General features: G+C 65.6%; 23 protein-coding genes and 1 riboswitch. Of the genes, 10 read left to right on the plus strand and 13 right to left on the minus strand.

Features of this window, described 5'->3' with window-relative positions:
- Positions 1 to 129 precede the first annotated feature (129 nt).
- From CAL28_RS25825 to metX, 5 genes are all read right to left on the minus strand, one after another.
- Positions 130 to 981: a universal stress protein gene (locus CAL28_RS25825; RefSeq protein ID WP_094843960.1), complete on the minus strand. Its 852-nt coding sequence runs from the start codon at positions 979 to 981 to the stop codon at positions 130 to 132.
- A gap of 78 nt (positions 982 to 1,059) precedes the next feature.
- Complete coding sequence (locus CAL28_RS25830) at positions 1,060 to 1,941, minus strand: universal stress protein (RefSeq protein ID WP_094843961.1); 882 nt, start codon at positions 1,939 to 1,941, stop codon at positions 1,060 to 1,062.
- 48 nt (positions 1,942 to 1,989) lie between these two features.
- A complete protein-coding gene (locus tag CAL28_RS25835) occupies positions 1,990 to 3,228 on the minus strand; it encodes a muropeptide transporter (protein WP_254926334.1) in 1,239 nt (412 codons plus the stop codon).
- 37 nt (positions 3,229 to 3,265) lie between these two features.
- On the minus strand, positions 3,266 to 3,874 hold the full coding sequence (gene metW, locus CAL28_RS25840; protein WP_094843963.1) for a methionine biosynthesis protein MetW: 609 nt from the start codon (positions 3,872 to 3,874) through the stop codon (positions 3,266 to 3,268).
- Positions 3,871 to 5,112, minus strand: a complete 1,242-nt coding sequence (gene metX, locus CAL28_RS25845) for a homoserine O-succinyltransferase MetX (protein ID WP_094844870.1) — start codon at positions 5,110 to 5,112, stop codon at positions 3,871 to 3,873. Before metX ends, metW begins: the two co-directional genes overlap by 4 nt.
- Positions 5,113 to 5,218: 106 nt before the next feature.
- Positions 5,219 to 5,297, minus strand: a riboswitch (SAM riboswitch).
- Positions 5,298 to 5,466: 169 nt separating this feature from the next.
- On the opposite strand from metX, the gene CAL28_RS25850 reads away from it, so the two are divergent.
- Positions 5,467 to 5,697: a helix-turn-helix domain-containing protein gene (locus tag CAL28_RS25850; RefSeq protein ID WP_094843964.1), complete on the plus strand. Its 231-nt coding sequence runs from the start codon at positions 5,467 to 5,469 to the stop codon at positions 5,695 to 5,697.
- Positions 5,698 to 5,780: 83 nt separating this feature from the next.
- Here CAL28_RS25850 and CAL28_RS29855 read toward each other — a convergent pair whose 3' ends face one another.
- Positions 5,781 to 6,425 (minus strand): hypothetical protein, encoded by a 645-nt coding sequence (locus tag CAL28_RS29855; RefSeq protein WP_254926232.1) that lies wholly within the window; start codon positions 6,423 to 6,425, stop codon positions 5,781 to 5,783.
- 121 nt (positions 6,426 to 6,546) lie between these two features.
- Here CAL28_RS29855 and gshA point away from each other — a divergent pair, with 121 nt between their 5' ends.
- The 7 genes from gshA to CAL28_RS25890 all read left to right on the plus strand — a co-directional run bounded on the left by gshA (position 6,547) and on the right by CAL28_RS25890 (position 13,814).
- Entirely contained in the window at positions 6,547 to 8,133 is a 1,587-nt protein-coding gene (gene gshA / locus CAL28_RS25860) for a glutamate--cysteine ligase (RefSeq protein WP_094843965.1), read from the plus strand.
- A 123-nt stretch (positions 8,134 to 8,256) separates the two neighbouring features.
- Entirely contained in the window at positions 8,257 to 8,745 is a 489-nt protein-coding gene (locus CAL28_RS25865) for a lipocalin family protein (protein ID WP_254926233.1), read from the plus strand.
- A 376-nt stretch (positions 8,746 to 9,121) separates the two neighbouring features.
- Positions 9,122 to 10,240 carry a TRAP transporter substrate-binding protein gene (locus CAL28_RS25870; RefSeq protein WP_094843967.1) on the plus strand — a complete coding sequence of 373 codons (1,119 nt, stop codon included), beginning with the start codon at positions 9,122 to 9,124 and terminating at the stop codon, positions 10,238 to 10,240.
- 55 nt (positions 10,241 to 10,295) lie between these two features.
- On the plus strand, positions 10,296 to 10,898 hold the full coding sequence (locus CAL28_RS25875) for a TRAP transporter small permease subunit (protein WP_094843968.1): 603 nt from the start codon (positions 10,296 to 10,298) through the stop codon (positions 10,896 to 10,898).
- Positions 10,895 to 12,943: a TRAP transporter large permease gene (locus CAL28_RS25880; RefSeq protein WP_094843969.1), complete on the plus strand. Its 2,049-nt coding sequence runs from the start codon at positions 10,895 to 10,897 to the stop codon at positions 12,941 to 12,943. The genes CAL28_RS25875 and CAL28_RS25880 overlap by 4 nt, the downstream gene beginning before the upstream one ends.
- 14 nt (positions 12,944 to 12,957) lie before the next feature.
- Complete coding sequence (locus CAL28_RS25885) at positions 12,958 to 13,338, plus strand: DUF6152 family protein (protein ID WP_217906600.1); 381 nt, start codon at positions 12,958 to 12,960, stop codon at positions 13,336 to 13,338.
- Positions 13,335 to 13,814, plus strand: a complete 480-nt coding sequence (locus tag CAL28_RS25890) for a DUF6644 family protein (RefSeq protein WP_094843970.1) — start codon at positions 13,335 to 13,337, stop codon at positions 13,812 to 13,814. The genes CAL28_RS25885 and CAL28_RS25890 overlap by 4 nt, the downstream gene beginning before the upstream one ends.
- 44 nt (positions 13,815 to 13,858) lie before the next feature.
- On the opposite strand, the gene leuB is transcribed toward CAL28_RS25890, so the two are convergent.
- Genes leuB through CAL28_RS25910 form a run of 4 tightly spaced genes read right to left on the minus strand, consistent with a single transcriptional unit; the run spans position 13,859 to position 18,003 of the window.
- Positions 13,859 to 14,935: a 3-isopropylmalate dehydrogenase gene (gene leuB / locus CAL28_RS25895; protein ID WP_094843971.1), complete on the minus strand. Its 1,077-nt coding sequence runs from the start codon at positions 14,933 to 14,935 to the stop codon at positions 13,859 to 13,861.
- Positions 14,936 to 14,974: 39 nt separating this feature from the next.
- A complete protein-coding gene (gene leuD, locus CAL28_RS25900; protein ID WP_094843972.1) occupies positions 14,975 to 15,574 on the minus strand; it encodes a 3-isopropylmalate dehydratase small subunit in 600 nt (199 codons plus the stop codon).
- A 2-nt stretch (positions 15,575 to 15,576) separates the two neighbouring features.
- The gene (gene leuC / locus CAL28_RS25905) at positions 15,577 to 17,001 is read right to left on the minus strand and encodes a 3-isopropylmalate dehydratase large subunit (RefSeq protein ID WP_094843973.1); all 1,425 of its coding nucleotides are present in this window, start codon (positions 16,999 to 17,001) and stop codon (positions 15,577 to 15,579) included.
- Positions 17,002 to 17,043: 42 nt separating this feature from the next.
- Complete coding sequence (locus CAL28_RS25910; RefSeq protein WP_094843974.1) at positions 17,044 to 18,003, minus strand: Bug family tripartite tricarboxylate transporter substrate binding protein; 960 nt, start codon at positions 18,001 to 18,003, stop codon at positions 17,044 to 17,046.
- A 120-nt stretch (positions 18,004 to 18,123) separates the two neighbouring features.
- On the opposite strand from CAL28_RS25910, the gene gcvA reads away from it, so the two are divergent.
- Positions 18,124 to 19,032, plus strand: coding sequence for a transcriptional regulator GcvA (gene gcvA, locus CAL28_RS25915; protein WP_176464111.1), 909 nt, complete (start codon positions 18,124 to 18,126; stop codon positions 19,030 to 19,032).
- 121 nt (positions 19,033 to 19,153) lie between these two features.
- Here gcvA and CAL28_RS25920 read toward each other — a convergent pair whose 3' ends face one another.
- From CAL28_RS25920 to CAL28_RS25930, 3 genes are all read right to left on the minus strand, one after another.
- Positions 19,154 to 21,994: an ATP-dependent Clp protease ATP-binding subunit gene (locus tag CAL28_RS25920; RefSeq protein ID WP_094843976.1), complete on the minus strand. Its 2,841-nt coding sequence runs from the start codon at positions 21,992 to 21,994 to the stop codon at positions 19,154 to 19,156.
- A 52-nt stretch (positions 21,995 to 22,046) separates the two neighbouring features.
- Complete coding sequence (locus CAL28_RS25925; RefSeq protein WP_254926234.1) at positions 22,047 to 22,667, minus strand: PRC-barrel domain-containing protein; 621 nt, start codon at positions 22,665 to 22,667, stop codon at positions 22,047 to 22,049.
- A 75-nt stretch (positions 22,668 to 22,742) separates the two neighbouring features.
- Positions 22,743 to 23,588, minus strand: coding sequence for a helix-turn-helix transcriptional regulator (locus CAL28_RS25930; RefSeq protein ID WP_094843977.1), 846 nt, complete (start codon positions 23,586 to 23,588; stop codon positions 22,743 to 22,745).
- Between the two features lie 441 nt (positions 23,589 to 24,029).
- On the opposite strand from CAL28_RS25930, the gene CAL28_RS25935 reads away from it, so the two are divergent.
- The gene (locus CAL28_RS25935; protein ID WP_094843978.1) at positions 24,030 to 24,263 is read left to right on the plus strand and encodes a hypothetical protein; all 234 of its coding nucleotides are present in this window, start codon (positions 24,030 to 24,032) and stop codon (positions 24,261 to 24,263) included.
- The last annotated feature ends 96 nt before the right edge of the window (positions 24,264 to 24,359 follow it).

Consider the following 24,359-nt stretch of genomic DNA (forward strand, 5'->3'; position numbering starts at 1 on the left):
ATTCCTTGAAGACACGGGCTGTGGCATCCGGCCACGCCCGCTATCAAGCGGGAACCGCCCCTCACGGAATATCGGCAGCGCCTCCTGGCAAGTTAAATCCCATTAACATATTGTTGTAATTTATGTACGTTATGCGCGTCCATCGGGCTGCCGGACCACCAGCACGTCGCACGGCGCTTTCTCGATCAATGCTTCGGCCACGCTGCCAATGGCGGTACGCAGCAAGCCGGTGGCGCCATGCGTCCCCGTGACGAGGAGATCGCAGTCGGACTGGTCCGCGTATGCGATCAGCACACGCTCGGCCAGGCCCGCGGCCACTTCTATGCGCGGTTTTTCGCTCCCGTGCAATTCCGGCGTGTTCTCCAGGAACTGGTCGGCAGCCTCCTGGGCCGTGCGCTGAAACCCCTTGGCCGTGAGCGCGTCATTCCGATTGCCGGGCAGATCGAAAGCATGGAACAGCGTCAGTTCCTCCACCGGAACCAGCGCCAGGGCCGCGCGCAGCGCGACGCGCGCGCCCTCGGAAAAGTCGCAGGCGACCAGGGCGTTGCGATAAGGGCGCCGGGCGCGGCGCTTGACGACCAGGATCGGCGTGGACGATATGCGAACCAGCTTTTCCACTGTCGTGCCCAGCAGGATGCGGCCCAGCGTTTCGTCACGGGCGACACCCGCGACGATCAGGCCGCAGCGCCGCTCTTCGGCGACCTGCTGCAGCAGACGGACCGGATCGCCGCAGCGAACCATGATTTCCACGCCGGCATCGACGCCGTCCAGGTCGCGCAGCAGCGCGCGCCGCGCCTGGGATTCCCTTTCGGCCGCCGGCCGCTGAGGTGTGGGCAACGCGCGCACCTGCGAATCGATGACGTGCAGCGCGATCACGGACGTACCGAATTGACGGGCCAGCAACAGCGCGCGATCCAGGGCGCGGTCGCCGCGCGCGCTGAGGTCCGTGGCAAGGAGAATGGGCCCAGAAAAGCTTTGCATGATGGTCTCCCCGAATGATTCCCCGCCCCCGTGGTTCATTCTTGTTATCGCCGCGGCCGCCCTTCCCGGGCCGCGCGGCTACGGCACGGCTTGCCCGCGCACCAGCATGACATCGCTGGGCAGCGATTCCAGCAGCCGTTCGGCGACGCTGCCCACCATCGCCCCCATGATTCCCTTCATGCGCTGCGCCCCGGCGACGACCAGATCGCAACGCGTGCGGAAGACATACTCGGACAATAGCGTTTCCGGTTCGCCATACTGCACGACCCTATCCGCCGGGACACCCGGCGGCAGCCCCGCGACGCCTTCCAGGAACCGGTGCATTTCGTGGTCCAGATCGCGCTGCAGCGATTCGGGTGCCCGCGCGGCATCGCCGGGCATGCCCAGCGCGGTGTCGCAGGCATGGAACAGTGTCAAAGGCGTGCCCGTCATCCACTGCGCGGCCATCCGCAGCGCCTGGCCGGATTCCGGCGAGAAATCCGTCGCCACGATGCCGTTCGGATACGGACCGTGCGGGCGATTCTTGACCACCAGCACCGGCAGGGCCAGGTGCCGCACCAACTTGCGGACGGTGGACCCCAACAGCAATTTGCCCAGCGATTCGTTACGCCCGACACCGGTCACCACCAACCCGCAACCCGATGCTTGCGCCAGCAGCAGGATTTGTTCCGCCGGATCGCCGCTTTCGACGCGGATCTCGCTATCGATACCGGCGCCGGCCAGGTCCAGGTCCATCCGGTAGCGCGCCCATTCGCGGTGATCCTCGCTCAGGCGATGCCACGACGGCGCGCCGCCCGCGGCGGCGGACATGCCCGGCTCCAGCACATGCACGGCAATCAGCCGCGCTTTCCGCTGCCGGGCCAGCACCACGGCGCGGTCCAGCGCGCGGTCGCCCTGTGCGCTGAGATCGGTGACAAGAAGAATGGGAGCAGCGGCCTGCGTATGCGGGAACGTCGACATGATGGTCTCCGGAGTGCCGTGAAACCATTATCACCCGCCGCGACGGATTTACGCCTGGTCCAGCGCCTGTATTTCCTGGCGCCGCAGGTAAAGCAGGACGAGTCCAGGCAGCGCGATCAGCACCGTCACCAGGAAAAACCACGCCCAGCCCATCCTTTCCACCAGCACCGGCGTCAGCGGGCCGGCCAGGTAGGTACGTCCCACCGCAGCGACGGCGGACAGCAGCGCATATTGGGTTGCCGAGAATTCCTGGCGGCACAGGGCCATGACCAGGGCCACGAACGCCGCCGTGCCCAGCCCCCCGCACAGGTTTTCCATGCCGACCGCGCCGACCATCAAGGGCAGGCTGCCGGGATGGAGCGCCACGAGCCAGTAGCCCAGGTTGGAAACCGCCTGCAGCACGCCGAACAGCATCAGCGAACGATACAGGCCGATGCGGACCATGATGGAACCGCCCGCCAGCGCACCGACGATGGTGGAGACCAGGCCCAGTACCTTGTTGACCGTTCCCACTTCGGTGGGCGTGAAACCGCCGCCGCGCAGCAGGAAAGTGGTCGACAGCGCGCCCGCGAAGGCGTCGCCCAGCTTGTACAGCACGATCAGGGTAAGCAGGCCCAGCGCGCCGCGCCGCGAGAAGAACTCCCGCAGCGGGTCGGCCACGGCTTCCATCAGGCTGGGCGGCGCCGCCGCGGGGTGCTCGGGCTCCGGCGCCCACAATGTCGCCAGCATGCCCACCGCCATCAGGCCGCCCATCAGCACGTAGGTATTTCCCCAACCCAGCCAGCCGTCGGCCAGGATCAGGGCGAGGCCGCCGGACACCAGCATGGCGATGCGATAGCCCAGCACCTTGACCGCCGCGCCCGCGCCCCGCTCCTGCTTGCGCAGCACGTCCGTGCTGTAGGCGTCGAAGGCGATGTCCTGCGTTGCCGAGAAGAACGCCACGGCCACCGCCAGCATCGCCAGCGGCAACAGGGCGCTGTCCGGCGACAGCAGCCCCATGCCGGCAATACCCACCGCCAGCGCCAGCTGGGTGGCCAGCATCCAGCCGCGCCGCCGCCCCAGCACGGGAACGGCATAGCGGTCCACCAGCGGCGCCCAGAGGAATTTCAGGGTATAGGCCGTGCCCACCAGGGTAAGGAATCCGATGTCCTGCAGCGACACGCCAGCCACGGTGGCCCAGGCCTGCAAGGTCCCGCCGGTCAGCGCCAGCGGCAGGCCGCTGGAAAAACCGAGCGCCAGCATGGGCGCGACACGTCGGCTGGCATAAATGTGGGCAGCTTGTGAAATACGTGATCTCCGTGACGGGTAGCGCGAACGCGCGGGCTTAGCCGGCGGTGAAGCGATAGACCGCCAGAGTACTGCGCCAGCCCGGCAGCAGCCGCACCTCGCGGTCGTCGTTGAAGGTTGCCCGCTGCAGGATGCGCAGCCCCAGCTTGGCGGCCAGGTCCTCGAAATCTCGCAGCGTGCACAGGTGTATGTTGGGCGTGTTGTACCACTCGTACGGCATTTGCCCCGTCACCGGCATGCGCCCGCGCAGGATGGACCAGCCGTGCGGCCAGTAGCCGAAGTTGGGGAAGGATACGACGCCGTAGCGCGCGACGCGCGCCATTTCGCGCAGGATGTGTTCGCTGCGATGCATGGACTGAAGCGTCTGCGATAGCACCACCGTATCGAACTGCTTTTCGTCGAACAGGGCCAGGCCATCTTCGAGGTTTTGCTGGATGACGTCCACCCCCCTGCGCACGCAGGCGATCACATAGTTGTCATCGATTTCAACGCCGGCGCCACGGACCTGGCGCTCGTCGCGCAGCCAGGCCAGCAGCTCGCCGTCGCCGCACCCCAGGTCCAGCACCCGCGAACCGGGGGTGATCCAGCTGGCGATGCGCGCCAGGTCGGCGCGCAATTCGGTCGTCGTCATCGCGGACGCGCTCATTCCGCCCCCTTGTGCTCGATGGCGCGGGGCGGCAGCCCCAATTCATGCGCGATGCGGTCGTAATAGGCCCGCACGACCGCGTGATAGCGGGAATCGTCCAGCAGGAAAGCATCGTGGCCGTGCGGCGCGTCGATCTCGGCGTAGGTGACCGGCCGGCCGTTCTTCAGCAGCGCCCGCACCATCTCGCGCGAGCGTTCGGGTGGGAAGCGCCAGTCCGTGCTGAACGAAACCAGCAGGAAACCGGCCCGCGCGGCCGCCAGCGCGCGGGCCAGATCGCCACCGTGCGTGCGGGCGGGATCGAAGTAATCCAGCGCCCGCGTGATCAGCAGATAGGTATTGGCGTCGAAGTAGCGCGAGAACTTCTCGCCCTGGTAGCGCAGGTAGGACTCCACTTCGAATTCGACGTCATAGCCATAGCGGTATTCGCCGTTGGCGCCCGGCGCCCGCTGCGTGCGGCCGAACTTTTCGGCCATGTCGTCCTGGGACAGATACGTGATGTGCCCGATCATGCGCGCCACGGCCAGGCCGCGATGCGGTACGGTGCCGTGCGCGTAGTAATCGCCGCCGTGGAAATCCGGGTCGGTAATGATGGCGCGCCGCGCCACTTCGTTGAAGCCGATATTCTGGGCCGACAGGCGCGGCGTGCTGGCGATCACCACGCAATGCGCGACGCGTTCGGGACAGGCGGTGGCCCAGCCCAGCGCCTGCATCCCCCCCAGCGATCCCCCCATGACGGCGGCGAAGCGTTCGATGCCGAAGTGGTCCGCCACCCTGGCCTGCGCGTGCACCCAGTCTTCGACGGTCAGGACGGGGAACGCGGCGCCCCAGGGCTTGCCGGTTTCCGGATTGATGCTGGCGGGCCCCGTGGAACCGAAGCACGATCCCAGGTTATTGATGCCGATCACGAAGAAGCGCTCGGTATCCACCGGTTTGCCCGGCCCGACCATGTTGTCCCACCAGCCGATGTCCGCGGGGTCGTCGGCGGAGATACCGGCGACATGGTGCGAAGCGTTCAGCGCGTGGCACACCAGCACCGCGTTGCTGCGCTGGGCATTCAGGGTGCCATACGTTTCCACCGCCAACTCGTAGGACGGCAGCGACTGGCCGCTGGCCAATTGCAGGGGTTCGGTGAACTTCAGGAAGAGCGGCGCGACCACACCGACGGAACGCGCGGCGGCTTCGGGTCCGGCCGCCGCGGCGCCACCGGCAATGCCGGCCGCGGGCGTGCCATCTGCCATGCCCGCGGCGGGGGATGGCGAAGAACCGGAAACCGGGGATGGCGAAGAACTGGATTGCGTACCGGCGGATTCCGGGGAAACGGCCACGCCGGGGGATTGCTCGATGGTTGCAGTCATGCAGACCTCTTTAGCTGGATTTATCAGGCGCCCGCAAGCGGATCAGGCAAATCGGCGCCAACCGAATGAATGGCAGATTCTAGCACCGGCGCGGATGCCGGTCGGGCAGGCCCGCGGAATCGCGGCCGCAATTCCCCTTCGTGTCATCCCTGGGCAGTGCCCGCCCCGCTATTGCAAGATCGCCGCCATCCCGCCTTCCCACGCTTCACCCCTCGCCGCGACGGCAGCGATCCCCCGATGCCAGAAATGAAGTTGTCAGAACGCGAGGCCGCCTGCCTGCAGTGGGCCGCCGCCGGCAAGACCAGCCGGGAAACCGCCATGATTCTGGGCGTCAGCGAGCGGACCGTGAACTTCCACTTGCAGAACGCCTGCAGAAAACTCTGCGCGCGCAACCGCCGCGCGGCGGTTGCCACGGCCCTGACCTGCGGCCTGCTGGCCGCGTGCCGCATCGGCGGCGGCAGCCACTGAAGCGCGGACCGCCGCAACCGCCCGCGCGGCAGGCACGCAGCGCCGCAATCCGCGCGGCGGACGGCGCTTCCGGCAAGGCGCCCTCATTGCGCGAAACGCAAGGAACCGACGAATTCCCGCGCCGGCGCCGCGGGCAGGCCCTTCTCCGACCCGGTGGCCACCGCCTCGACCAGCAGGCCGCCCTGCACCCAGACCCGCCCCAGGGCCCAGACGGGCCGGCCCCCGGCATGGCCGCGCACCTCGATATCGGTCCCATAGGCCGGCGGCGTGGCGGGCGGCTCGGCGCCCAGGTTCGCGTACAGCGCACGCACCAGGGCGTCGGCCAATTCGCGTTGGCCCGCGGGATCCGCGGCCAGGGCCGGCGGCAACGGCGCGTAGCCCACCGCGAACACCGCGTCGCCGACGCGTGCCGACGTCAGGGAAAAACGCAGGTCGCGGCCTCCCAGCCGGATATCGCGCGTGTCGGTGGCCGGACGGTCCGGAAACGTGGCGCGCGCGGCGCCGTCGGCGATCAGGACTTCCCGCCAGTTATACGTAGGCGAGCACGCGGCCAGCAACAGCGCGCACAGCGCCACACAGGCCGCGCGCCGGGAGGACCGGCGCGCGGTCTTCCCGCCGGCGTCGCGGGGGCGCCCGGTTCCGCGCATCGCGTATGGTTGTTGCCTGATCGCTTCGTCCATATTGCCGGCCAACTGGCGGTATAACGGTGATATGCCATTGTCGCCCATGCCGGATCCGGCATCGGAACGCCATGGCCATTATCCCTGGCGGGCGCGGGTTACTCCACGCAGCCGTGGACGCACCCCGTAAAATCAGCTTCCATCTACCTGGACCATAAGAAGCCCCGCCGTGACCGATATCTCCGCTCGTCGCCTTGCCCGCCTGGATGCCAATCGGGATCTGCTATCCCTTACCCTGCGCGGCATCGAAAAAGAAGGCCTGCGGATCGACGCCCATGGCCGGTTGTCGCGCAGGCCCCACCCGGTGGCGCTGGGCTCGGCGCTGACCAACGAACACGTAACGACCGACTACTCCGAGGCCCTGCTGGAACTGATCACCGGCACGCAGGGCAATGTGGCGGGCCTTATCGGCGAACTCGAAGACATCCACCGGTTCGTCTATGCCAACCTGGGCGATGAACTCATCTGGAATCAATCCATGCCGGCGGCGCTGCCGGACGAGGCCGACATCCCCATTGCCTGGTACGGCACCTCCAATACCGGCATGCTCAAGCATGTGTACCGGCGCGGCCTGGCCCATCGCTACGGCAAGACGATGCAGTGCATCGCGGGCGTGCACTACAACTTTTCGCTGGACGACCGTATCTGGGATCTTCTCGAACACACCGGCGCCGACGAGCAGGAGCGCCGTTCCTCCGGGTACATCGCCCTGATCCGCAATTTCACGCGCTTTTCGTGGCTCTTGATGTACCTGTTCGGTGCCGCGCCCGCCCTGTCGAAAGACTTCCTGCGCGGCCGCGATCATCCTTTGCAGACGCTCGGCGCGGATACCCTGTACCTGCCCTACGCCACCAGCCTGCGCATGGGCGACCTGGGCTACCAGAACCCGGCGCAGTCGCAGCTCAAGCCCTGCTACAACGACCTGTCCACCTTCCTGCAGCGCCTGTACTCGGCCGTTACCATGCCCTGGCCCGCCTACGAGGCGATCGGCACGCATCGCGATGGCGAATGGATCCAGCTGAACACAAACATCCTGCAGATCGAAAACGAGTACTACTCCAGCATCCGACCGAAGCGCGCCACCGGGCGCGGCGAACGCCCGATCACGGCCCTGGCCGAGCGTGGCGTGCAGTACGTCGAAGTGCGCTGCCTGGATATCGATCCCTTCGAACCCGTCGGTATCGCCGCCGACACCGCGCGTTTCGTCGATGCGTTTCTGCTGTTTTGCGCCACCGCCGAAAGCCCCTACTTCGACGAAGCGGGCTTCTGTAGCAAAAGCGCGAGCAATTTCAACCGCGTGGTCAATGAAGGCCGCAAGCCCGGCCTGGAGCTCATGCGCGACGGCTCGCCGACTTCCTTGCGCGAGTGGGGCAAGGAACTGCTGGACCGCATCACGCCCTATGCCGAATTGCTGGACGCGGCCTATGGCGGCCAGGCATACCGGCAAGCCGTCGCCGCGCAGGCGGGCAAACTGGACGAACCTCAGTCGACTCCGTCGGCCCGCTTGCTGGACGACCTGAAGCGCACGGGTGCCAGCTTCCTGGAATACACGCTGGCGCAGAGCAGCCGCCACGCGCGCACCCTGCTGGATACGCCCCTGCCGTCCGACAAGGCGGCGGCGTATGCGGAAATGGCCCGTGCCTCGCTGGCCGGTCAGGCCGCCATCGAGGCCGGCGACACGATCGACTTTGACACATACGTGTCACGTTTCCATCAAGCCCTGAAACCGCCGACGGCGGCCGCGACGCGCGTATGATGTAGCGCGGCGCCGGGCGTATCGTCCCGGCTTGCGTGCATCCTGTCCGCGGGGATACCCATGCATCTTCGGGCGTGTATAGCGTGCTTGTGTGTAGGCGGCCTGGCCGCCGCGATACCGGCAATGGCGGCACAGCCGGCCGATCCCGTACCGGTCCCTTCCGTGGACCTGCACAGCTACCTGGGCAAATGGTACGAAATCGCCCGGCTGCCCCGTTTCTACCAGCGCTATTGCGCCAGCGACAGCATCGCCCGGTATTCGGCGCGGGACGCCGGCCGCATCGACATCGAAAACAGCTGCCGCACCGCGGAAGGCGACATCCGGACGGCGCACGGCCGGGCGGAACCGGTTCCCGGCAGCAATAACGCCAAACTGGAGGTCACCTTCCTGCCTCCGTTTACCGGCGATTACTGGATCATCGGCCTGGCTCCCGACTACAGCTGGTCCGTGGTCGGCTCCCCCGGGCGCAAGTCGCTATGGATCCTGTCCCGCACGCCGCGGCTGCCACCGGCCGAGCTGAACAAGGCCAGGTCCATCGCGCAGTCGGAAGGCTACCCCGTCGATAAGCTGGTGTACACGCCCCAAAGCGACGCCAAGGCGGCGGCGCAATAGCGCGCGTTACGTCGCGGCGCCCCCTGCTGCGGCCAAGGGCCATCAAACGCCATCAAACGCCATCAGGCGGCCCCCGAAAACGGGGCGGCGCCCGCCATGCGCCGGCCCGGAGGCGGCGACACCATCATCCCGCCTAGGCTGTCGGGCTGATCTCTTCGGGTTAGTCCCGACGTTCAGCCAATTGTCAACATGGCGGCATGCGCGTGTAATGAACGAAAGCCAGCAGGTAAGCGCGCGAAGAAGCGACAAATGGAACGATATCCACGATGCGCGCCGGACGCGTGCCTCGAAGCTGGCGGATAGGCAGAGCACTGGTTGGGAAGTCAGGTTCCATACAAAACGATGGTCCTCTAGCAGCCAACAGGAGACACATGCCATGCAACGCCAGACTCGTTCTCGCCGCACATTCCTGTCGGGCGCCACCGCGGCGGCCGGCGCGGCCGCCCTGGGCTTTCCGGCGATCGCCCCCGCGCAAGCACCGATCACCCTCCGCTTTCAAAGCACCTGGCCTTCCAAGGACATTTTCCACGAGTTCGCCCAGGACTACGCCCGCAAGGTCAACGATATGGCGGCCGGCCAGCTCCGTATCGAAGTCCTGCCGGCGGGCGCGGTAGTCAAGGCCTTCGACCTGCTGGACGCGGTATCCGCCGGGACGCTGGACGGCGGTCATGGCGTGGTCGCGTACTGGTACGGCAAGAACACCGCCGTCGCGCTGTGGGGATCGGGACCGGCCTTCGGCATGGACGCCAACATGCTGCTGGCCTGGCATGAATACGGCGGCGGCAAGGAGTTGCTGGAAGAAATCCAGAAGGCGATGGGCGTCAACGTGGTGTCGCTGATGTACGGCCCGATGCCGACACAACCCTTCGGCTGGTTCAAGAAACCGGTGTCGCGGGTGGAAGAGATGAAGGGCGTGAAGTTCCGCACGGTAGGGCTTGCGATCGACATGTATACGGCGATGGGCGCGGCGGTGAACGCGCTGCCCGGCGGCGAGATCGTGCCCGCGCTCGATCGCGGCCTGCTCGACGGCGCGGAATTCAACAATGCCTCGTCCGACCTGGCGCTGGGCTTTGCCGATGTTTCCAAGGTCTGCATGCTGCAAAGTTTCCACCAGTGCGCCGAACAATTCGAAATCCTGTTCAACAAGGACCGGTACGCCGCCCTGCCCGAACACCTGAAGCATTTGCTGCGCTACGCCGCGCAAGCGTCCAGCGCGGACATGTCGTGGAAGGCCGTGAACCGCTATTCGGAGGACTATCTGGTCCTGCAGAACCAGCGCAACGTCAAGTTCTACAAAACGCCGGATGCGATCCTGCAGCAGCAATTGAAGATCTGGGACGAGATGATCGCGCGGCGCTCGGCGGAAAATCCGCTGTTCAAGAAAGTGCTGGAGTCGCAAAAGGCCTTCGCCCAACGCGCCGGCAAATGGCAGGGCGATACGCAGGTGAACTATCGCATGGCCTACAACCATTATTTCGCCCCTGCCAGGGCCTGACGAAGTCGCCGGACATCATCCGCCACGGCGCGACCGCAGGAGGCCTGCCTTTCCCATGATGGCGTTCATCCGTTTCATCGACCGGCTATCGACCGCCGTGGGAAAGGCCTTCGCCTGGCTGATCCTCGCGCTGACCCTGCATATCTGCTGGGAAGTCCTGGCGCGCTATCTCTTCCATCGTCCCAGCGCCTGGGCCTTCGACATGCAGGTGATGTACTACGGCATCATGTTCATGATGGCCGGCGCCTACACGCTGGCGAAGAACGGCCATGTCCGCGGGGACATCCTCTACGGCTTCCTGCGGCCGCGGGTACAGGCGGGACTGGACCTCATCCTGTACCTGGTGTTCTTCGTGCCGGGGGTCACCGCGCTGGTGTGGGCCGGCTGGTACTACGCGGGGGAATCCATCGCCATTCGCGAGCACTCGTCGCTGATGGCCGACGGCCCGCCCATCTATCCCTTCAAGATCTTCATTCCCCTTGCCGGCGCCTTCCTGCTGCTGCAAGGCAGCGCGGAAATCTGCCGCTGCCTGCTGTGCCTGCGCCACGGCGCGTGGCCGCGGCGGGCCGACGATGTCGAAGAGGTCGACGTCGACAAGCTGAAGCAGATGGTACAGGCCAAGGACGTCGCCGTACCGGACCAGGGATATCGCTCATGAAGACGAACAGGGCCGTGTGGTTCGGCTTTTCCTGCATCGGCATCGTCGTCGCGATGATCGCTTTCCTGACGCCATGGGGCAGCCTCACTTCCGCCCATATCGGGCTGCTGATGCTGGCCTTGATCGTCGTGGCCATCATGCTGGGGTTCCCCACGGCATTCACCCTGATGGGCATGGGCGTGCTGTTCACGTTTCTCTCCTATTCCATGCAAGGCGACGGGTTCTCGCCGCGCGCGGTAAGGCAGACGCTGGACCTGATGGTGCAGCGTACCTACGCCACCATGACCAACGAATCGCTGATTTCCATCCCGCTGTTCGTGTTCATGGGCTACCTGGTCGAGCGGGCCAACCTGATCGAAAAACTGTTCCGTTCCATGCACCTGGCGCTGGCGCGCCTGCCCGGCGCGCTGGCGGTGGCCACGCTGGTGACCTGCGCGATCTTCGCCACGGCGACGGGCATCGTCGGCGCCGTAGTGACCTTGATGGGCCTGCTGGCCATGCCCACCATGCTCAAGGCGGGATACAGCATCGGCCTGACGTCCGGCTCCATCACGGCGGGCGGCTGCCTGGGCATTCTGATTCCCCCTTCGGTGATGCTGATCGTCTACGGCGCCACCACCGGCGTATCGGTGGTGCAGCTGTACGCCGGTGCGCTGTTCCCCGGCATCATGCTGGCGGGTCTGTATGTCGTCTACGTCATCGTTCTTTCCGCGCTGCGGCCGGACCTCGCGCCCCCCTTGGCCGCCGCCGAAAGATTGATCCCCCTGCCGGACGATGCCGCCCGCGTGGCGCGCGCGCATCCGGGCAACGCCATGGCCGGCCTGCTGGGCGCGCTGTTCCGGCCGCGTCCGGCCGCCACCGCCGCGTCGCGCCCGTTCCTGTGGACCTATCTGGCCGTGGCGCTGGCGCCGCTGGCGCTGTTCGCCCTGGTCATGGGCACCGTGCACAAGATGGTGACGACACCCGCCGCAGTCTATGAAGTCCCGGAAGAACTGCGGCTGGGATCGGGCACCGACGCGCCTTATCCCGCCAGCCTGGGCGAGCCGGGCGGACTGGCCGAGCCCCCGGGGCTTGCGAAGCCCGCGGGCGCGATGCAAGCCGCCCCGCAGCCGGGCGAGCTGGCGGAACCGCCCGGGGCGGGCACCTTGGCCGAGCCGCCCGCCGCCCTGGCCGGGCCACCTGGCGCGGCCAGCCCGTCCCTGGCGCCGGTTATGGGCTCGCCGCGCGCCGCAACGCCCGGCGGCGCGGCGGCACCATCGAAAGACGCCCCTTCGGGCGATAGCCCACGCCTGCCGGCGCCGAACGGCTACTGGATAGGGTTCGCGATATGCGCCGTCATCGTGGCGGTCTTCTACCTGCTGCTGAACTGGCAGCGGCTGCTGATCTTTCGCCTCCTGATGGAATCGTTCTTCCCCTTGGCCATCCTGATCGGCGCCGTACTGGGGTCCATCACCTTCGGCCTGGCCACGCCCAGCGAGGCCGCGGCGATGGGCGCGTTGGGCGGCGCTTTGCTCGCCCTCGCCTATCGCCGGCTGAAGCTGCCGATGCTGAAGGAATCCGTCTACCTGACCGCCAAGACCACGGCCATGGTCTGCTGGCTGTTCGTCGGTTCGTCGATATTCTCCGCCGCCTTCGCCCTGCTGGGCGGACAGGCCCTGGTCGAATCCTGGGTGCTTTCGCTGGGCCTGAGCAAGCTGGAATTCCTGGTACTGGCGCAGGTCATCATCTTCCTGCTGGGGTGGCCGCTGGAATGGACCGAGATCATCGTGATCTTCATGCCGATCTTCGTGCCGCTATTGGCCGCTTTCGGCATCGACCCCCTGTTCTTCGGATTGCTGGTCGCGCTGAACCTGCAGACGGCCTTTCTTTCCCCGCCGGTGGCCATGTCCGCCTTCTACCTGAAGGGCGTGGCCCCGCGGCACGTCACCCTGAACCAGATCTTCCTGGGCATGATGCCGTTCATGGGCATACAGATCGTCGCCATCCTGTTGCTCTACGCTTTCCCCGGCATCGGCCTGTGGCTTCCCAAACTGCTGTACGACTGAACCGGAGACACACCATGAAGCCGCATCGCGCCATCTCCGCCTGCATGGCGGCGTTCGCCCTGGCACTGACGGCCAGCGCCGCCGCCCATCACGGCTGGTCCTGGGCCGACACGGACCAGATCAAGCTGGCCGGCGTCGTAAAGAAGGTAGTGATCGCGCCGCCACACCCGCACCTGGATGTGCAAACACCCGATGACGGACTATGGCGCGTAGAGCTGGGCAATCCCACCCAGACGCGGGAATCCGGCTTCAACGAACAGTCCGCCCGCATTGGCCAATCCGTCACGGTGGTCGGCAACCGCGCCCGCGACCACGCCGAAAAACGCATGAAGGCGGTGCAGATCTCCGTGGGCGGAAAAACCTACGACATTTATCCGGAGCGCATCCGGCGATGAGCCTGGACACCTTCGTGCAATGGGTAACCGGCCTGCCGCCCGCCCAGTTCCTGCGCGATTCCAGCATCGGCTACCTGCTGGTCAATGCCGCGCACATCGTGGCCCTGGGTGTGCTGGCCGGCTCGATCACGGCGCTGGACCTGCGCCTGCTGCGCCGGCGCGGCACCCTGCCGCTGCGCGAGTTCGGCCCTTACCTGTCGCACCTGGCGGCGGCCGCGCTGGCCTGCGCCATCGTCACGGGCATGCTGCTGTTTTCCGTGAAGGCGGACGAGTACGTAAAGAACCCCGCTTTCCTGATCAAGCTTGCCGTGATCGGCCTGGCCATCCTGAACGCCGTGTGGCTGCACGCCGGTCCGCACTGGCGCCGCGCGCTGCGGGAACCGGAGATCCCGCGCGCCTTGCGCCTGCATGCCGCCGCGTCCCTGGTGTTCTGGTTGGGTGCCATCGTGGCGGGACGCTGGATCGGCTTCCTATAGGAGTCGCCTGTCGCGCAACCAGCCTCCCGCGCCGGCGGCCGATCCTAGCGGCTTTTCTTGACGGCCATCGCCACCGCGTCGCCCATTTCCTCCGTGCCGACACGCTGGCAGCCGGGCTGCATGATATCGGGCGTGCGATAGCCCTCCGCGAGGACGGCGCGCACGGCGGCTTCCACCCGGTCGGCATTGGCCGCCTGGTCGAAGCTGTAGCGCAGCATCATCGCCATGGACAGGATGGACGCGATCGGGTTGGCCAGGTTCTTGCCCGCGATGTCGGGCGCCGTCCCGTGCACCGGCTCGTACAGCCCCTTCTGGCCGTAGCTGAGCGACGCGGAAGGCAGCATGCCGATCGAGCCCGTCAGCATCGCCGCCGCGTCCGAAAGAATGTCGCCGAAGATATTGCCGGTCACCATCACGTCGAACTGCTTGGGATTGCGCATCAGCATCATCGCCGCCGCGTCCACGAACAGATGGGTCAGTTCGACGTCGGGATAGTCCTTGCCCACCTTGATCACGACCTCGCGCCATAGCTGGCCGACTTCCAGCACATTCGCCTTTTCCACCGAACACACCTTCTTGCGGCGGCCGCGCGCGGCCTTGAAGGCGACGTGGGCGATGCGCTCGACTTCGGATTCGCTGTAGCGCATGGTGTTGAACCCTTCGCGCTCGCCCTTCTCGTTGACCCGGATGCCGCGCGGCTCGCCAAAGTACGCATCGCCGTTGAGCTCGCGCATGATCAGCAGGTCCAGGCCATCGATGACTTCGGGCTTGAGCGTGGACGCGTCGATCAGCTCCGGAAACAGGAACACGGGTCGGAAATTGGCGAAGAGCTCCAGTTCCTTGCGCAGGCGCAGCAGGCTGGCACCCGGCCGCATCGCGTAGGGGATCGCCTCGTCGCCGGGAATGCCCGCCGCGCCGAACAGGATGGCGTCGGCCTTGCGCGCGATCTCCGACGTCGCGGCCGGCAGCGGATCGCCGGCGGCATCGACGCCCGCGCCGCCGATCGCGGCCTCGACCAATTCCACGTTCGCGCCGGAGCCCAGCACGGCGTGCAACACCTTGACCGCCTGCGCGGTAACTTCCTTGCCGATGCCGTCGCCCGGCATGACTGCGATTTTCACGGGTATTCCCTCTGTTCGGTATTCAGGAGTAAAGCGGCGCTAGGCGGCGGATGCATCATGCTGCCGCTCGAAGGCGGCGATGCGATCGCCCAGCGTAAGGGTGTAGTCGAGTTCGTCCATGCCTTCGAGCAGGCATTGCCGGGAGAAGGCATCGATGTGGAACGCGTGCGTGCCGCCGTCCGGTGCCGTGACGGTCTGCGAAACCAGGTCCACCACGATATGCGCGCCCGGGCTGTCCTGCACCGCGCGCAGCAGCGCGGCGACGGTCTCGTCGGGCAGGACGATAGGCAACAGACCGTTCTTCAGCGAGTTCGAAAAGAAAATATCGCCGAAGCTGGGCGCAATGACGGCGCGCACGCCGTAGTCGTACAACGCCCATACGGCGTGCTCGCGCGACGAGCCGCAACCGAAATTGCGCTGCGCCACGACGATGCGGGCCGGCCGGTAGGACGGCTGGTTGAGGATGAAATCGGGATTTTCCGAGCCATCCTTGGCAAAACGCAGGTCGCGGAAAAGATAGGCGCCGAAGTCGTCGGTGCGCGGCTTCTGCAGATAGCGCGCCGGCACGATCTGGTCGGTATCGACGTTGGACCGCGGCACCGGCAGCGCCACGGCATCGACTCGTTGGAAGGCTTCCATCATCAGCTCCTGTCCAGCAAGGGGCGCGGATCGGCCAGATGGCCGGTCACGGCGGCGGCCGCCGCCATCGCGGGGCTCATCAGGTGGGTACGCGAACCCGGCCCTTGCCGTCCGACAAAATTGCGGTTGGACGTCGAGGCGCAGCGCTGGCCCGGCGCGACGGTATCGCCATTGGTCGCCAGGCACATCGAGCAGCCCGCGTAGCGCCACTCGAAACCGGCGTCGCGGAAGACCCGGTCCAGCCCCTCCTGTTCGGCCTGCAACTTGACCTGCTGCGAACCGGGCACGACCCACGCGCGTACCCCCTGGGCGACACGCTTGCCGCGCGCCACGGCAGCGGCCTGGCGCAGATCCTCGATGCGGCCATTGGTGCAGGACCCGATGAACACGCGGTCCACCGTCACGTCCGTCAGGGGCATGCCGGGCTTCAATCCCATATATTCCAAGGTGCGCGCCATCGTCGCCCGCCGTCCGGCATCGGCGGCGCTGTCCGGATCCGGCACCCGGCCGGAAATGGGCAAGGCATCCTCGGGGCTGTTGCCCCAGGTCACCATGGGCTGCAAGGACGAACCGTCCAGTACCACTTCGCGGTCGAAGCGCGCCCCGGGGTCCGTGGGCAGCGCGCGCCATTGCGCGATCGCGCGGTCCCATTCGGCACCCGAAGGCGCATAGGGCCGCCCATGCAGCCAGGCAAAGGTCGTATCGTCGGGCGCCACCATGCCGGCACGCGCGCCGGCCTCGATCGACATATTGCAGACGGTCATGCGCCCTTCCATGGACAGCGCCTCGATAGCCGGGCCGGCGTACTCGATGACGTGGCCGGTCGCGCCCGCGGCTCCGATCCTGGCGATGATCCCCAGGATGATGTCCTTGGCGGCCACCCCCGGTTGCAGGCGCCCCTGCACCACCACACGCATCGTCGGCGGCTTGCGCTGCCAGATCGATTGCGTCGCCAGTACGTGGGCCACTTCCGATGCGCCGATGCCGAAGGCGAAGGCGCCCATGGCGCCGTGCGTGGCGGTATGGCTGTCGCCGCACACGATCAGCATGCCCGGCAGGCTCAGGCCCTGCTCGGGCCCGACCACATGGATGATGCCCTGGCGCGGGTCGTCCAGCCCGAAGAACTGCATGCCCGCATCCTTGGCATCCTGCCGCAAGGCATCGGCCATGGCGCGTTTTTCCGGGTCGGCGATCGTGGACAGGTCGCGCGTATCCGTGGGTACGTAATGGTCGGGCGTGGCGAAACTGCGCTGCGGACTGCGCACCTTCAGGCCGCGTTGCCGCAGCATCGCGAAAGCGGGCGCCGAACCGTCCTGGACCAGATGGCGATCGACGTAAAGCAGGCTGGTGCCGTCGTCACGCTGCAGGACCTGGTGCCGCGACCAGATCTTGTCGAACAGCGTGCTAGGCGCGGGGGCAGAAGACATGGCTGAATGGCAGGCTGATAAAGGTTGAGGGAATCGGGGCGTTCAATCGAGCTTGGCGCCGGACAGTTCCACGATGGGCTTGTAGCGCTGGATCTCTTCGTTGATAAAGCTGGTGAAGTCCGCCGGCGTGCCGCCGCCGATCTCCGCGCCGTAGTCCAGCATGCGCTGGCGGATTTCGGCGTTCTTCAGCACCGCGTTGGTCGCCTTGCTGAGCTTGTCGACGACGTCCTGGGGCATGCCCTTGGGGCCCATCAGGCCATACCAGGACGAGGCATAGACGTTCTTCACGCCCAGCTCGTCCAGGGTCGGCACGTCCGGCAGTTGTGCGTTGCGCTGGCGCGATGCCACCGCCAGCGCGCGCAGCTTGCCGGCCTTGACCAGGGGCAGGCAGGTCGTCGTGTCCAGCATCAGCGACACGTGGCCCGCCATCAGGTCGGCTTCGGCCGGCGCGGTGCCCTTGTACGGCACATGGACGATGTTGATCTTGGTCGCGTCCATGAATTGCACGGCCGCCAGGTGCTGCGACGATCCCACGCCGGCCGAACCATAGTTCAGCTTGCCGGGGTTGGCCTTGGCGTAAGCGACCAGGTCCTGCATGGTCTTGAACGGCGACGCGGCCGGCACGACCAGGATGTTGGGCACCGCCGATACATAGGTAATGGGCGTGAAGTCCTTGACCGGGTCGAACCCCAGGTGGGAATACAGGTAGACGTTGATGGCGTTGGGGCTGATGGAGCCCATCAACAGGTTGTAGCCGTCCGCCGGCTGGCGCATCGCCAGCTCGGTGCCGATGTTGCCCCCCGCGCCGGACCGATTGTCGACAATCACGGGTTGGCCGAGCTCCTGGGATAAGCCCTGCGCGACCAGGCGCCCCATGGTGTCCACCCCCCCACCCGGGGGCCAGGGGACGATCATCTTGATGGGATGGTCGGGGTACTGCGCCTGCGCGGCGCTACAGGCGGCCAGCATCAGGGCGGCCAGCCAGGCATGCAGTTTGTTCATGGTTGTCTCCGTATTTTTTGTGGTGATACGGGCGTTATTCTTGGCTGTCGCCTTCTGGCGGGCAAGGCAAATTAAGGCATGTCAGCTATGATCAATACTCATAGCACTCTGGAGCAGGCCATGACCCGTCGCCTCCCGCCACTGAACGCACTGCGCGCCTTCGAGGCTTCCGCGCGCAATGCCAGCTTTACCCGTGCCGCGGAAGAACTCTGCGTCACCCAGGGCGCGGTCAGCCGCCATGTCGCCTCGCTGGAGGACTGGACCAAGGCGCAACTGTTCGTGCGCGGCCGCCATGGCATCGAACTGACCGGACCGGGACAGGCTTACTTCCGCACGATCAAGGCCGCGCTGGACCAGATCGAACAGGCGACCCGGCAGTTGCAGCAGCAGCCGGACGACCGCTGCCTGCGCATCAAGCTGCCGCCGACCTTCGCCATCAAATGGCTGGTGCCCCGGCTGGCGCGCTTTCACGCCGCGCGGCGCGACATCGACGTACAGATCACCACATCCCATCTGCGCGCGGATTTCGATCGCGAGGATGTGGACATCAGCATCCACTCGGAGGCGCGGACACCGTCGGGCCCCGGCTACCGCCGATTGTTCGGCGAAACGCTGCTGCCCGTTTGCGCGCCCGGGCTGTTAAACAAGGAACCGCGGCTGGAAAGGCCGGAAGACCTTGCCGATCACGTCCTCCTGTGTTCCTTGAACCGCCCCAACGACTGGCCCACGTGGCTATCGGCGGCAGGCGTCGGCCATATCGACGGCAACAGCGGCCTGAAGTTCGAGAACGCCGCCCTGGCCTACCAGGCCGCCATCGACCAATTGGGCGTCATGGTCGCGCAGCTGGCCTTCGTCAGCGACGACCTGCTGGCAGGGCGGCTGGTGGCGCCGCTGCCCCAGCGCACCGACACCGGCGGCGCCTATGTGCTGGCGTATCGCAGCGACCGGCCCAAGCCGGAACGCGTGCAGGCGTTTGAAGCCTGGATCGTGAAGGAAGCGGAAGAGATGGAGTCCCGCCTGCTGATGTAATGGCGTAATGGCGCTTTTCCGGTAACCCGGCGCGCCGTCCCTGTCCGGGATCCACCTTCATGAAATGGGCAAGGCCCGGAGGGCGACCCCGCATAAACGGCATCGCCCAGGGGCCTTCCTATCACACGTGCGCCGGTTTCCGCTCTTCTACCTGGCGCGGCGCCTCCGCATCGGCGGACGCCTTCTGCACACGCACCGCATTCACGCCCGGATCGTAGGTAACCATCACCTTGTCGCCGTCGCGCACATCGCCCCGTAGCAGCGCATCGGCGATTTTCGATTCCACCTCCGCGCGGATCTTGCGCTTGAGCATCCGCGCACCGAACTCGGGGTCGTAGCCGATCTCGGCGAGATAATCGCGCAGCGGATCGTCGAACGACAACTCGATATTCTGTCCGGCCGCGGTGCGTTGCACACGTGCGAGCTGCAGATCGACGATACTGCGGATCTGCGCCTTGCCGAGTGCATGGAACACCACCACTTCATCGACGCGGTTCAGGAACTCGGGCCTGAAATGATGCCGCAGGACCTCCATCAGACGGTCTCGCAGCGCGGGGTATTCGAGCTGCTTCTTGTCGGCACGCATGTTGTCCTGGATCATCTGCGATCCGATATTGCTTGTCGCGATGATGATCGTGTTCGTGAAATCCACGAGACGTCCTTTTCCGTCGGTGAGACGGCCTTCATCGAAGAGCTGCAGCAGGATGTTGTGCACCTCCGAATGCGCCTTCTCGATCTCGTCGAGCAACACCACGCTATAGGGGCGGCGCCGCACTCGCTCGGTCAACTGACCGCCTTCCTCATAACCGACATAGCCCGGAGGCGAACCCACCAGCCGCGCCACGGTATGCCGCTCGGAATATTCGCTCATGTCGATACGAACCAGACTGTTCTCGTCGCCGAACACGGAGGCGGCGAGGGCCTTGGCAAGCTCGGTCTTGCCCACGCCGGTCGGCCCGAGAAACAGAAAGCTCGCGGTCGGCTTGCCGCCTTCGGTCAGACCGGCACGCGAGAGCCGGACGGCCTTCGCGACGGCGCTGACTGCCTCGTCCTGGCCGACCACACGCTCTCTTAGACGATCTTCGAGACGAAGCAGCTTCTCCCGGTCTTCAGCGGTAAGTTCGGACACGGGCACGCCGGTGAGCGACGCCACGACCTGCGCGATGTCCTCCGCCGTCACCTTTTGCGAACTGGTGCCGCGTTCCTTTTTCCACGCTTCCGTCGCATCGTTCAGGCGCTGCTGATCGCTGATGATCTTCTGTTCCAGTTCCTTCGCCTTGTCAAACTGCTTGGTGGCGCTTGCCGCGTCCTGTTCCCGGCGGGTGCGGCGGATGCTTTCCTCGATGCTATGCAGTTGCATCGGCCTGGAATTCGATGCGATGCGCACGCGAGCGGCCGCCTGGTCGAGCAGGTCGATAGCCTTGTCCGGCAGGAATCGCGCGGCGATATAGCGGTCCGACAGCTTCGCCGCCGCCGCGATGGCCTCCTCGGTGATCTTCACTTTATGATGCGCCTCGAGGCGGTCGCGCAGCCCGCGCAGGATTTCCATGGTTTCCGCGACGCTCGGCTCCGGCACGTTCACCGGCTGGAAGCGGCGCTCGAGCGCGGAATCCTTCTCGATGTACTTTTGGTATTCGTTAAGCGTCGTGGCGCCTACCAGATGCAGTTCGCCGCGCGCGAGCGCCGGCTTGAACACATTGCCGATGTCCAGCCCACCTTCGCCGCCGCCCTGGCCGGCACCCACGATCGTATGCAGTTCATCGATGAAGACGATCAGCCGGTCCTGGTTCTCGACGATCTCATCGAGCACCTGCTTCACGCGCTCTTCGAACTCGCCGCGGTACTTCGCCCCCGCCACCACGCTGTTGATGTTCAACTCGACGACGCGCTTGCCGCGCAGCACTTCCGGGACCTGATCCTGCGCGATACGTTGCGCGAGCCCTTCCACGATCGCGGTCTTGCCGACGCCCGGTTCGCCGATCAGCACCGGGTTGTTCTTGCGCCGGCGGGCAAGCACCTCGATCGTCGTTTCGATTTCCTTGTCGCGGCCGATCACCGGATCCAGCTTGCCGCGCCGCGCGAGATCGCTAAGATCGCGTGCGTACTTGTCGAGCGTGGGCGTGGTGGAGCGCCCCTCGACGGTGCCTTCCTCGGCGCCCTTGCCGACCACCTTGACCGTCTTCTGCCGAAGCGCGTGCGACGATAGCCCGTACTTACGCAGCAACTCGCCCGCGAAACCGTCTTCCTCTTCCACGAGCCCGATCAGGATATGCTCCGGCCCGACATAACTGTGACCGAGCTCCCGCGACGCGGTAAGCGCGTTCTCCAGCGCGCTCTTTGCGCGCGGCGATACGCCGATGTTTTCATCGTCCGTTGTCTCCGCGCGAGCCCCACGCGGGGCGCTCTGGTCGACGGCCTTTTTGATTTCCTCGGCGTCCAGCTTGAATTCGCGCAGGATCTCCCGCACGACGTTATTGTCGGTCAGCGCGAGCAGCAGGTGTTCGGTATCGACTTCGGATTTGCCATACTCGACCGCCTTTTGCGCGGCCGCCTGCAAGCGGTCCAGGCCGCTCTCGCTCAGGAGTGTGCGCAGGTCAACCGCTTCGCGCGCCCGGCGATGCCGACCCGGCCGAGCGCCGGGCGAGCTCGCGGGGGTGCTCATGCCCGCGCCCCTGTTGCCGCCTTCACCGGGACTCGCGCCGGGACTCGCGCGCGTCCCGCCCGCCTGATCAAGGGAAGGCAAGCCGCCCCGCCTGCCCTCGAGCGGTGACCACATATCGTCGAAGAAACTATCGAAGAGGCCGCCGTGAAAGAGCGACTCAAGCGGCGAAAGGCTGCGCTGGTTGCGTGCCATGAACTCCATGTAGTGCTGGTCGCACAGCGTCAACTGCCGACGCTGGCCGTTTTCGGCGATCGTGATCTGCGAAGTCGCCGGCTTTCCGCAAACGCTGCAAGTGGCCATGATGATCTCCGTTGGGAGGATGCTGGAGGATTGAAGGTCTTACCGCCCGGTGTCAGCCCTTGGCGTACTCGAACTCCGGCAGCTTTTTCAGCGCCTCCTTGCTTGCGCCCGGGAGAATCGGCTTTGGCGTTATCTGCTCGAAATGCTGAACGGGGATGGCGACACGATGCGTGCCCATCCCCAGAAAGCCGCCCACATCGATAATTGCGGCCGAGAGGGTGCCATCGGGTGCCACAATCAGGTCGTCCACCCGGCCGATCTTTTCGTCCTTGTCGTTATAGACATCGGTATGGATCAGCTTCGATGCGCGCCAGCCCGTTGCCACCAGCTGCGCTTCGGTGACGGATACGCCAAGTGTCGCCTTGCCCACAATAGGTGCACCCTGCGCTGTCGCGTCGCTGCCCACCAGGCCGCCAGCGGCCAGCGCAAGTACGAACGTCGACAGCCTTGCGGCCGAAATGAGGTGAGTCTTCATGGTGTTCTCCGGGATGCGCAGCGGGATAAACATGACTGCGCTCAGCACGACCGCCGGAAAACCTGGCGCGGCGCCGGCGATCAGGATCGCAGTGCTGCTGTACAGGCCCGGCACCAACGCACCGAGACAGGGCGCGCGATTGTTATGCCGCGACTGTTCTGCCGGGACATCTCGGAAGCATACGTCCGGGGGAACCACGGTTCTTTCGAGTTCCTGCCCAGAGATGTCGAATTCCTGCGTGCGTCGATCACTTGCGCATTGAGTCGCGAGTCTTCACCGGATCGTCTGGCGGTTATGTGCGAGCCGGAAAGCCCGGGGCGTGCATCCCGCATACTGACGAAACACCGCGCTGAAGTGCTGCTGCGTCTGAAAGCCCGCGCGTGCCGCGACATCGACCAGCGGAAGACTTCCTTCGAAGAGCATCGACTCCGCGAATCTCAACCTCTTGGTGGTCAGGTAAAAGTGCGGCGTAAGCCCCGTCGCGTTCTTGAAAGCATGCGCAAAATGCGATGCGCTCATATGCACGAGCGCGGCAAGGCGCTCGATCGGGAGGTGCTCCGCGATGTGTTCGTGTATGAAGTGCTCCACGACGCTCAGCTTTAGCTGCGAGAGACTCGTACCCACTTCCTGCTCATCGGCGTGGCGTCCATACCGGCGGGCGAGATGAAGTGAGATGACGTCGGCGAACGCATCGAGACACACCGGGTCGGGGCTTATGCCGGAATGCAATGCGGTAACGGTGTCGGCCGCTTCGCGCAGGAAGGGGTCCCAAGCCGTGAACCAGCACGGGATATCGCAGGCCCCGATGCCGAGTCCATTTCGAGCGGCTTTCCTCACCCGGGCCGAATCCAGCGCGAGGACCAGGCCGCGCGGATCGTCGTCGTTGTCCGTTTCGATGCGTGCCCAGGCAGGCACGATACCGATGAACGGCGCTCTGACGCTAATGCGGTGACAGGAGCGTTCGCTGCCTCCGACGGCGCTCGCATGCGCGATGGTCCGGTCCGCCGGGATGATACACAAGAGCCATTGCACCGACTTTACGGAACTGCGCGTGCCGGATGCGCCGGTCGAGTGGCAGTAAAGACAACGCAATTCTGAAGAACGGGACGTTTGCTCCATGGTGCGCGTTCTCCGGGAGAGCAGGTCGATCACGACGCATTCAGTCTAAAGTACCCGCCCGTCGATGTCAGGTTCTTTCTACATCCATAGGGAAGTGGCGCATTGCCAATGTGATGTTGGCCACGCGTGAGGCCGTTTCTGGCGATTTCCTGCTGACGCTTTACATTAATCTGCTACGCGCCAGGCCTATCTTGAACCGGATCCGGAAGCTTGAACGCTGGTGGCTACGAGGGCATGGGGTGCTGATCAGTGCCTTTGCGGGCGATCCCCATGGGTTACGACACACCGCGCGACGGCGATACCCTGGGACTTTATGTCCAATGTTGCTCGCCGGTGGCTTAACCTAAAATAGACCGGCTTCGATAGACACGTCATATCGCGCTTCGAGGGAACGCGCCTCACGATGGATCGTGTCAAGCAATAGCCTGGAAACACTTAAAAATGATGGATTGGACCCCTATAGTCTTCGGTACGTTCAAGGTTCTCGTATTCGGCACGGGCGTGTTCTTCGCCATCAAGTGGCATTACGACCAAGGGAAGAAAGAGAAAGAGATGCGCGCGGTGCTGCCCATGGTGGGCAAGGTGGCCGCGATCTTCGTGCTCTCGCTCATGAGCCTGCTGATCCTCACCTTCGTCCTCGGCAGCAAGCTCGGGTTGGACTTGAGCTTGCCATGATTGCAGAGCGCGTAAGCTCCCCCACTCCGTAAACATCAGCCAGTAGAATTCCAGAGCCGCGGGAATCCCCCGTTGCCTCGCTCACGCCGGTGCGGC

The organism is Bordetella genomosp. 11 (assembly GCF_002261215.1).
In the GTDB taxonomy this organism is placed as follows: domain Bacteria; phylum Pseudomonadota; class Gammaproteobacteria; order Burkholderiales; family Burkholderiaceae_B; genus Bordetella_C.

Coding starts and splice junctions, on each gene's coding strand:
- CAL28_RS25825 (WP_094843960.1), bottom strand. CDS start 981: ATGCAAAGCTTTTCTGGGCCCATTCTCCTTGCCACGGACCTCAGCGCG.
- CAL28_RS25830 (WP_094843961.1), bottom strand. CDS start 1,941: ATGTCGACGTTCCCGCATACGCAGGCCGCTGCTCCCATTCTTCTTGTC.
- metW (WP_094843963.1), bottom strand. CDS start 3,874: ATGAGCGCGTCCGCGATGACGACGACCGAATTGCGCGCCGACCTGGCG.
- metX (WP_094844870.1), bottom strand. CDS start 5,112: ATGGCAGATGGCACGCCCGCGGCCGGCATTGCCGGTGGCGCCGCGGCG.
- CAL28_RS25850 (WP_094843964.1), top strand. CDS start 5,467: ATGCCAGAAATGAAGTTGTCAGAACGCGAGGCCGCCTGCCTGCAGTGG.
- CAL28_RS29855 (WP_254926232.1), bottom strand. CDS start 6,425: ATGGGCGACAATGGCATATCACCGTTATACCGCCAGTTGGCCGGCAAT.
- CAL28_RS25865 (WP_254926233.1), top strand. CDS start 8,257: ATGGCGGCACAGCCGGCCGATCCCGTACCGGTCCCTTCCGTGGACCTG.
- CAL28_RS25870 (WP_094843967.1), top strand. CDS start 9,122: ATGCAACGCCAGACTCGTTCTCGCCGCACATTCCTGTCGGGCGCCACC.
- CAL28_RS25875 (WP_094843968.1), top strand. CDS start 10,296: ATGATGGCGTTCATCCGTTTCATCGACCGGCTATCGACCGCCGTGGGA.
- CAL28_RS25880 (WP_094843969.1), top strand. CDS start 10,895: ATGAAGACGAACAGGGCCGTGTGGTTCGGCTTTTCCTGCATCGGCATC.
- CAL28_RS25885 (WP_217906600.1), top strand. CDS start 12,958: ATGAAGCCGCATCGCGCCATCTCCGCCTGCATGGCGGCGTTCGCCCTG.
- CAL28_RS25890 (WP_094843970.1), top strand. CDS start 13,335: ATGAGCCTGGACACCTTCGTGCAATGGGTAACCGGCCTGCCGCCCGCC.
- leuD (WP_094843972.1), bottom strand. CDS start 15,574: ATGGAAGCCTTCCAACGAGTCGATGCCGTGGCGCTGCCGGTGCCGCGG.
- leuC (WP_094843973.1), bottom strand. CDS start 17,001: ATGTCTTCTGCCCCCGCGCCTAGCACGCTGTTCGACAAGATCTGGTCG.
- CAL28_RS25910 (WP_094843974.1), bottom strand. CDS start 18,003: ATGAACAAACTGCATGCCTGGCTGGCCGCCCTGATGCTGGCCGCCTGT.
- gcvA (WP_176464111.1), top strand. CDS start 18,124: ATGACCCGTCGCCTCCCGCCACTGAACGCACTGCGCGCCTTCGAGGCT.
- CAL28_RS25920 (WP_094843976.1), bottom strand. CDS start 21,994: ATGGCCACTTGCAGCGTTTGCGGAAAGCCGGCGACTTCGCAGATCACG.
- CAL28_RS25930 (WP_094843977.1), bottom strand. CDS start 23,588: ATGGAGCAAACGTCCCGTTCTTCAGAATTGCGTTGTCTTTACTGCCAC.
- CAL28_RS25935 (WP_094843978.1), top strand. CDS start 24,030: ATGATGGATTGGACCCCTATAGTCTTCGGTACGTTCAAGGTTCTCGTA.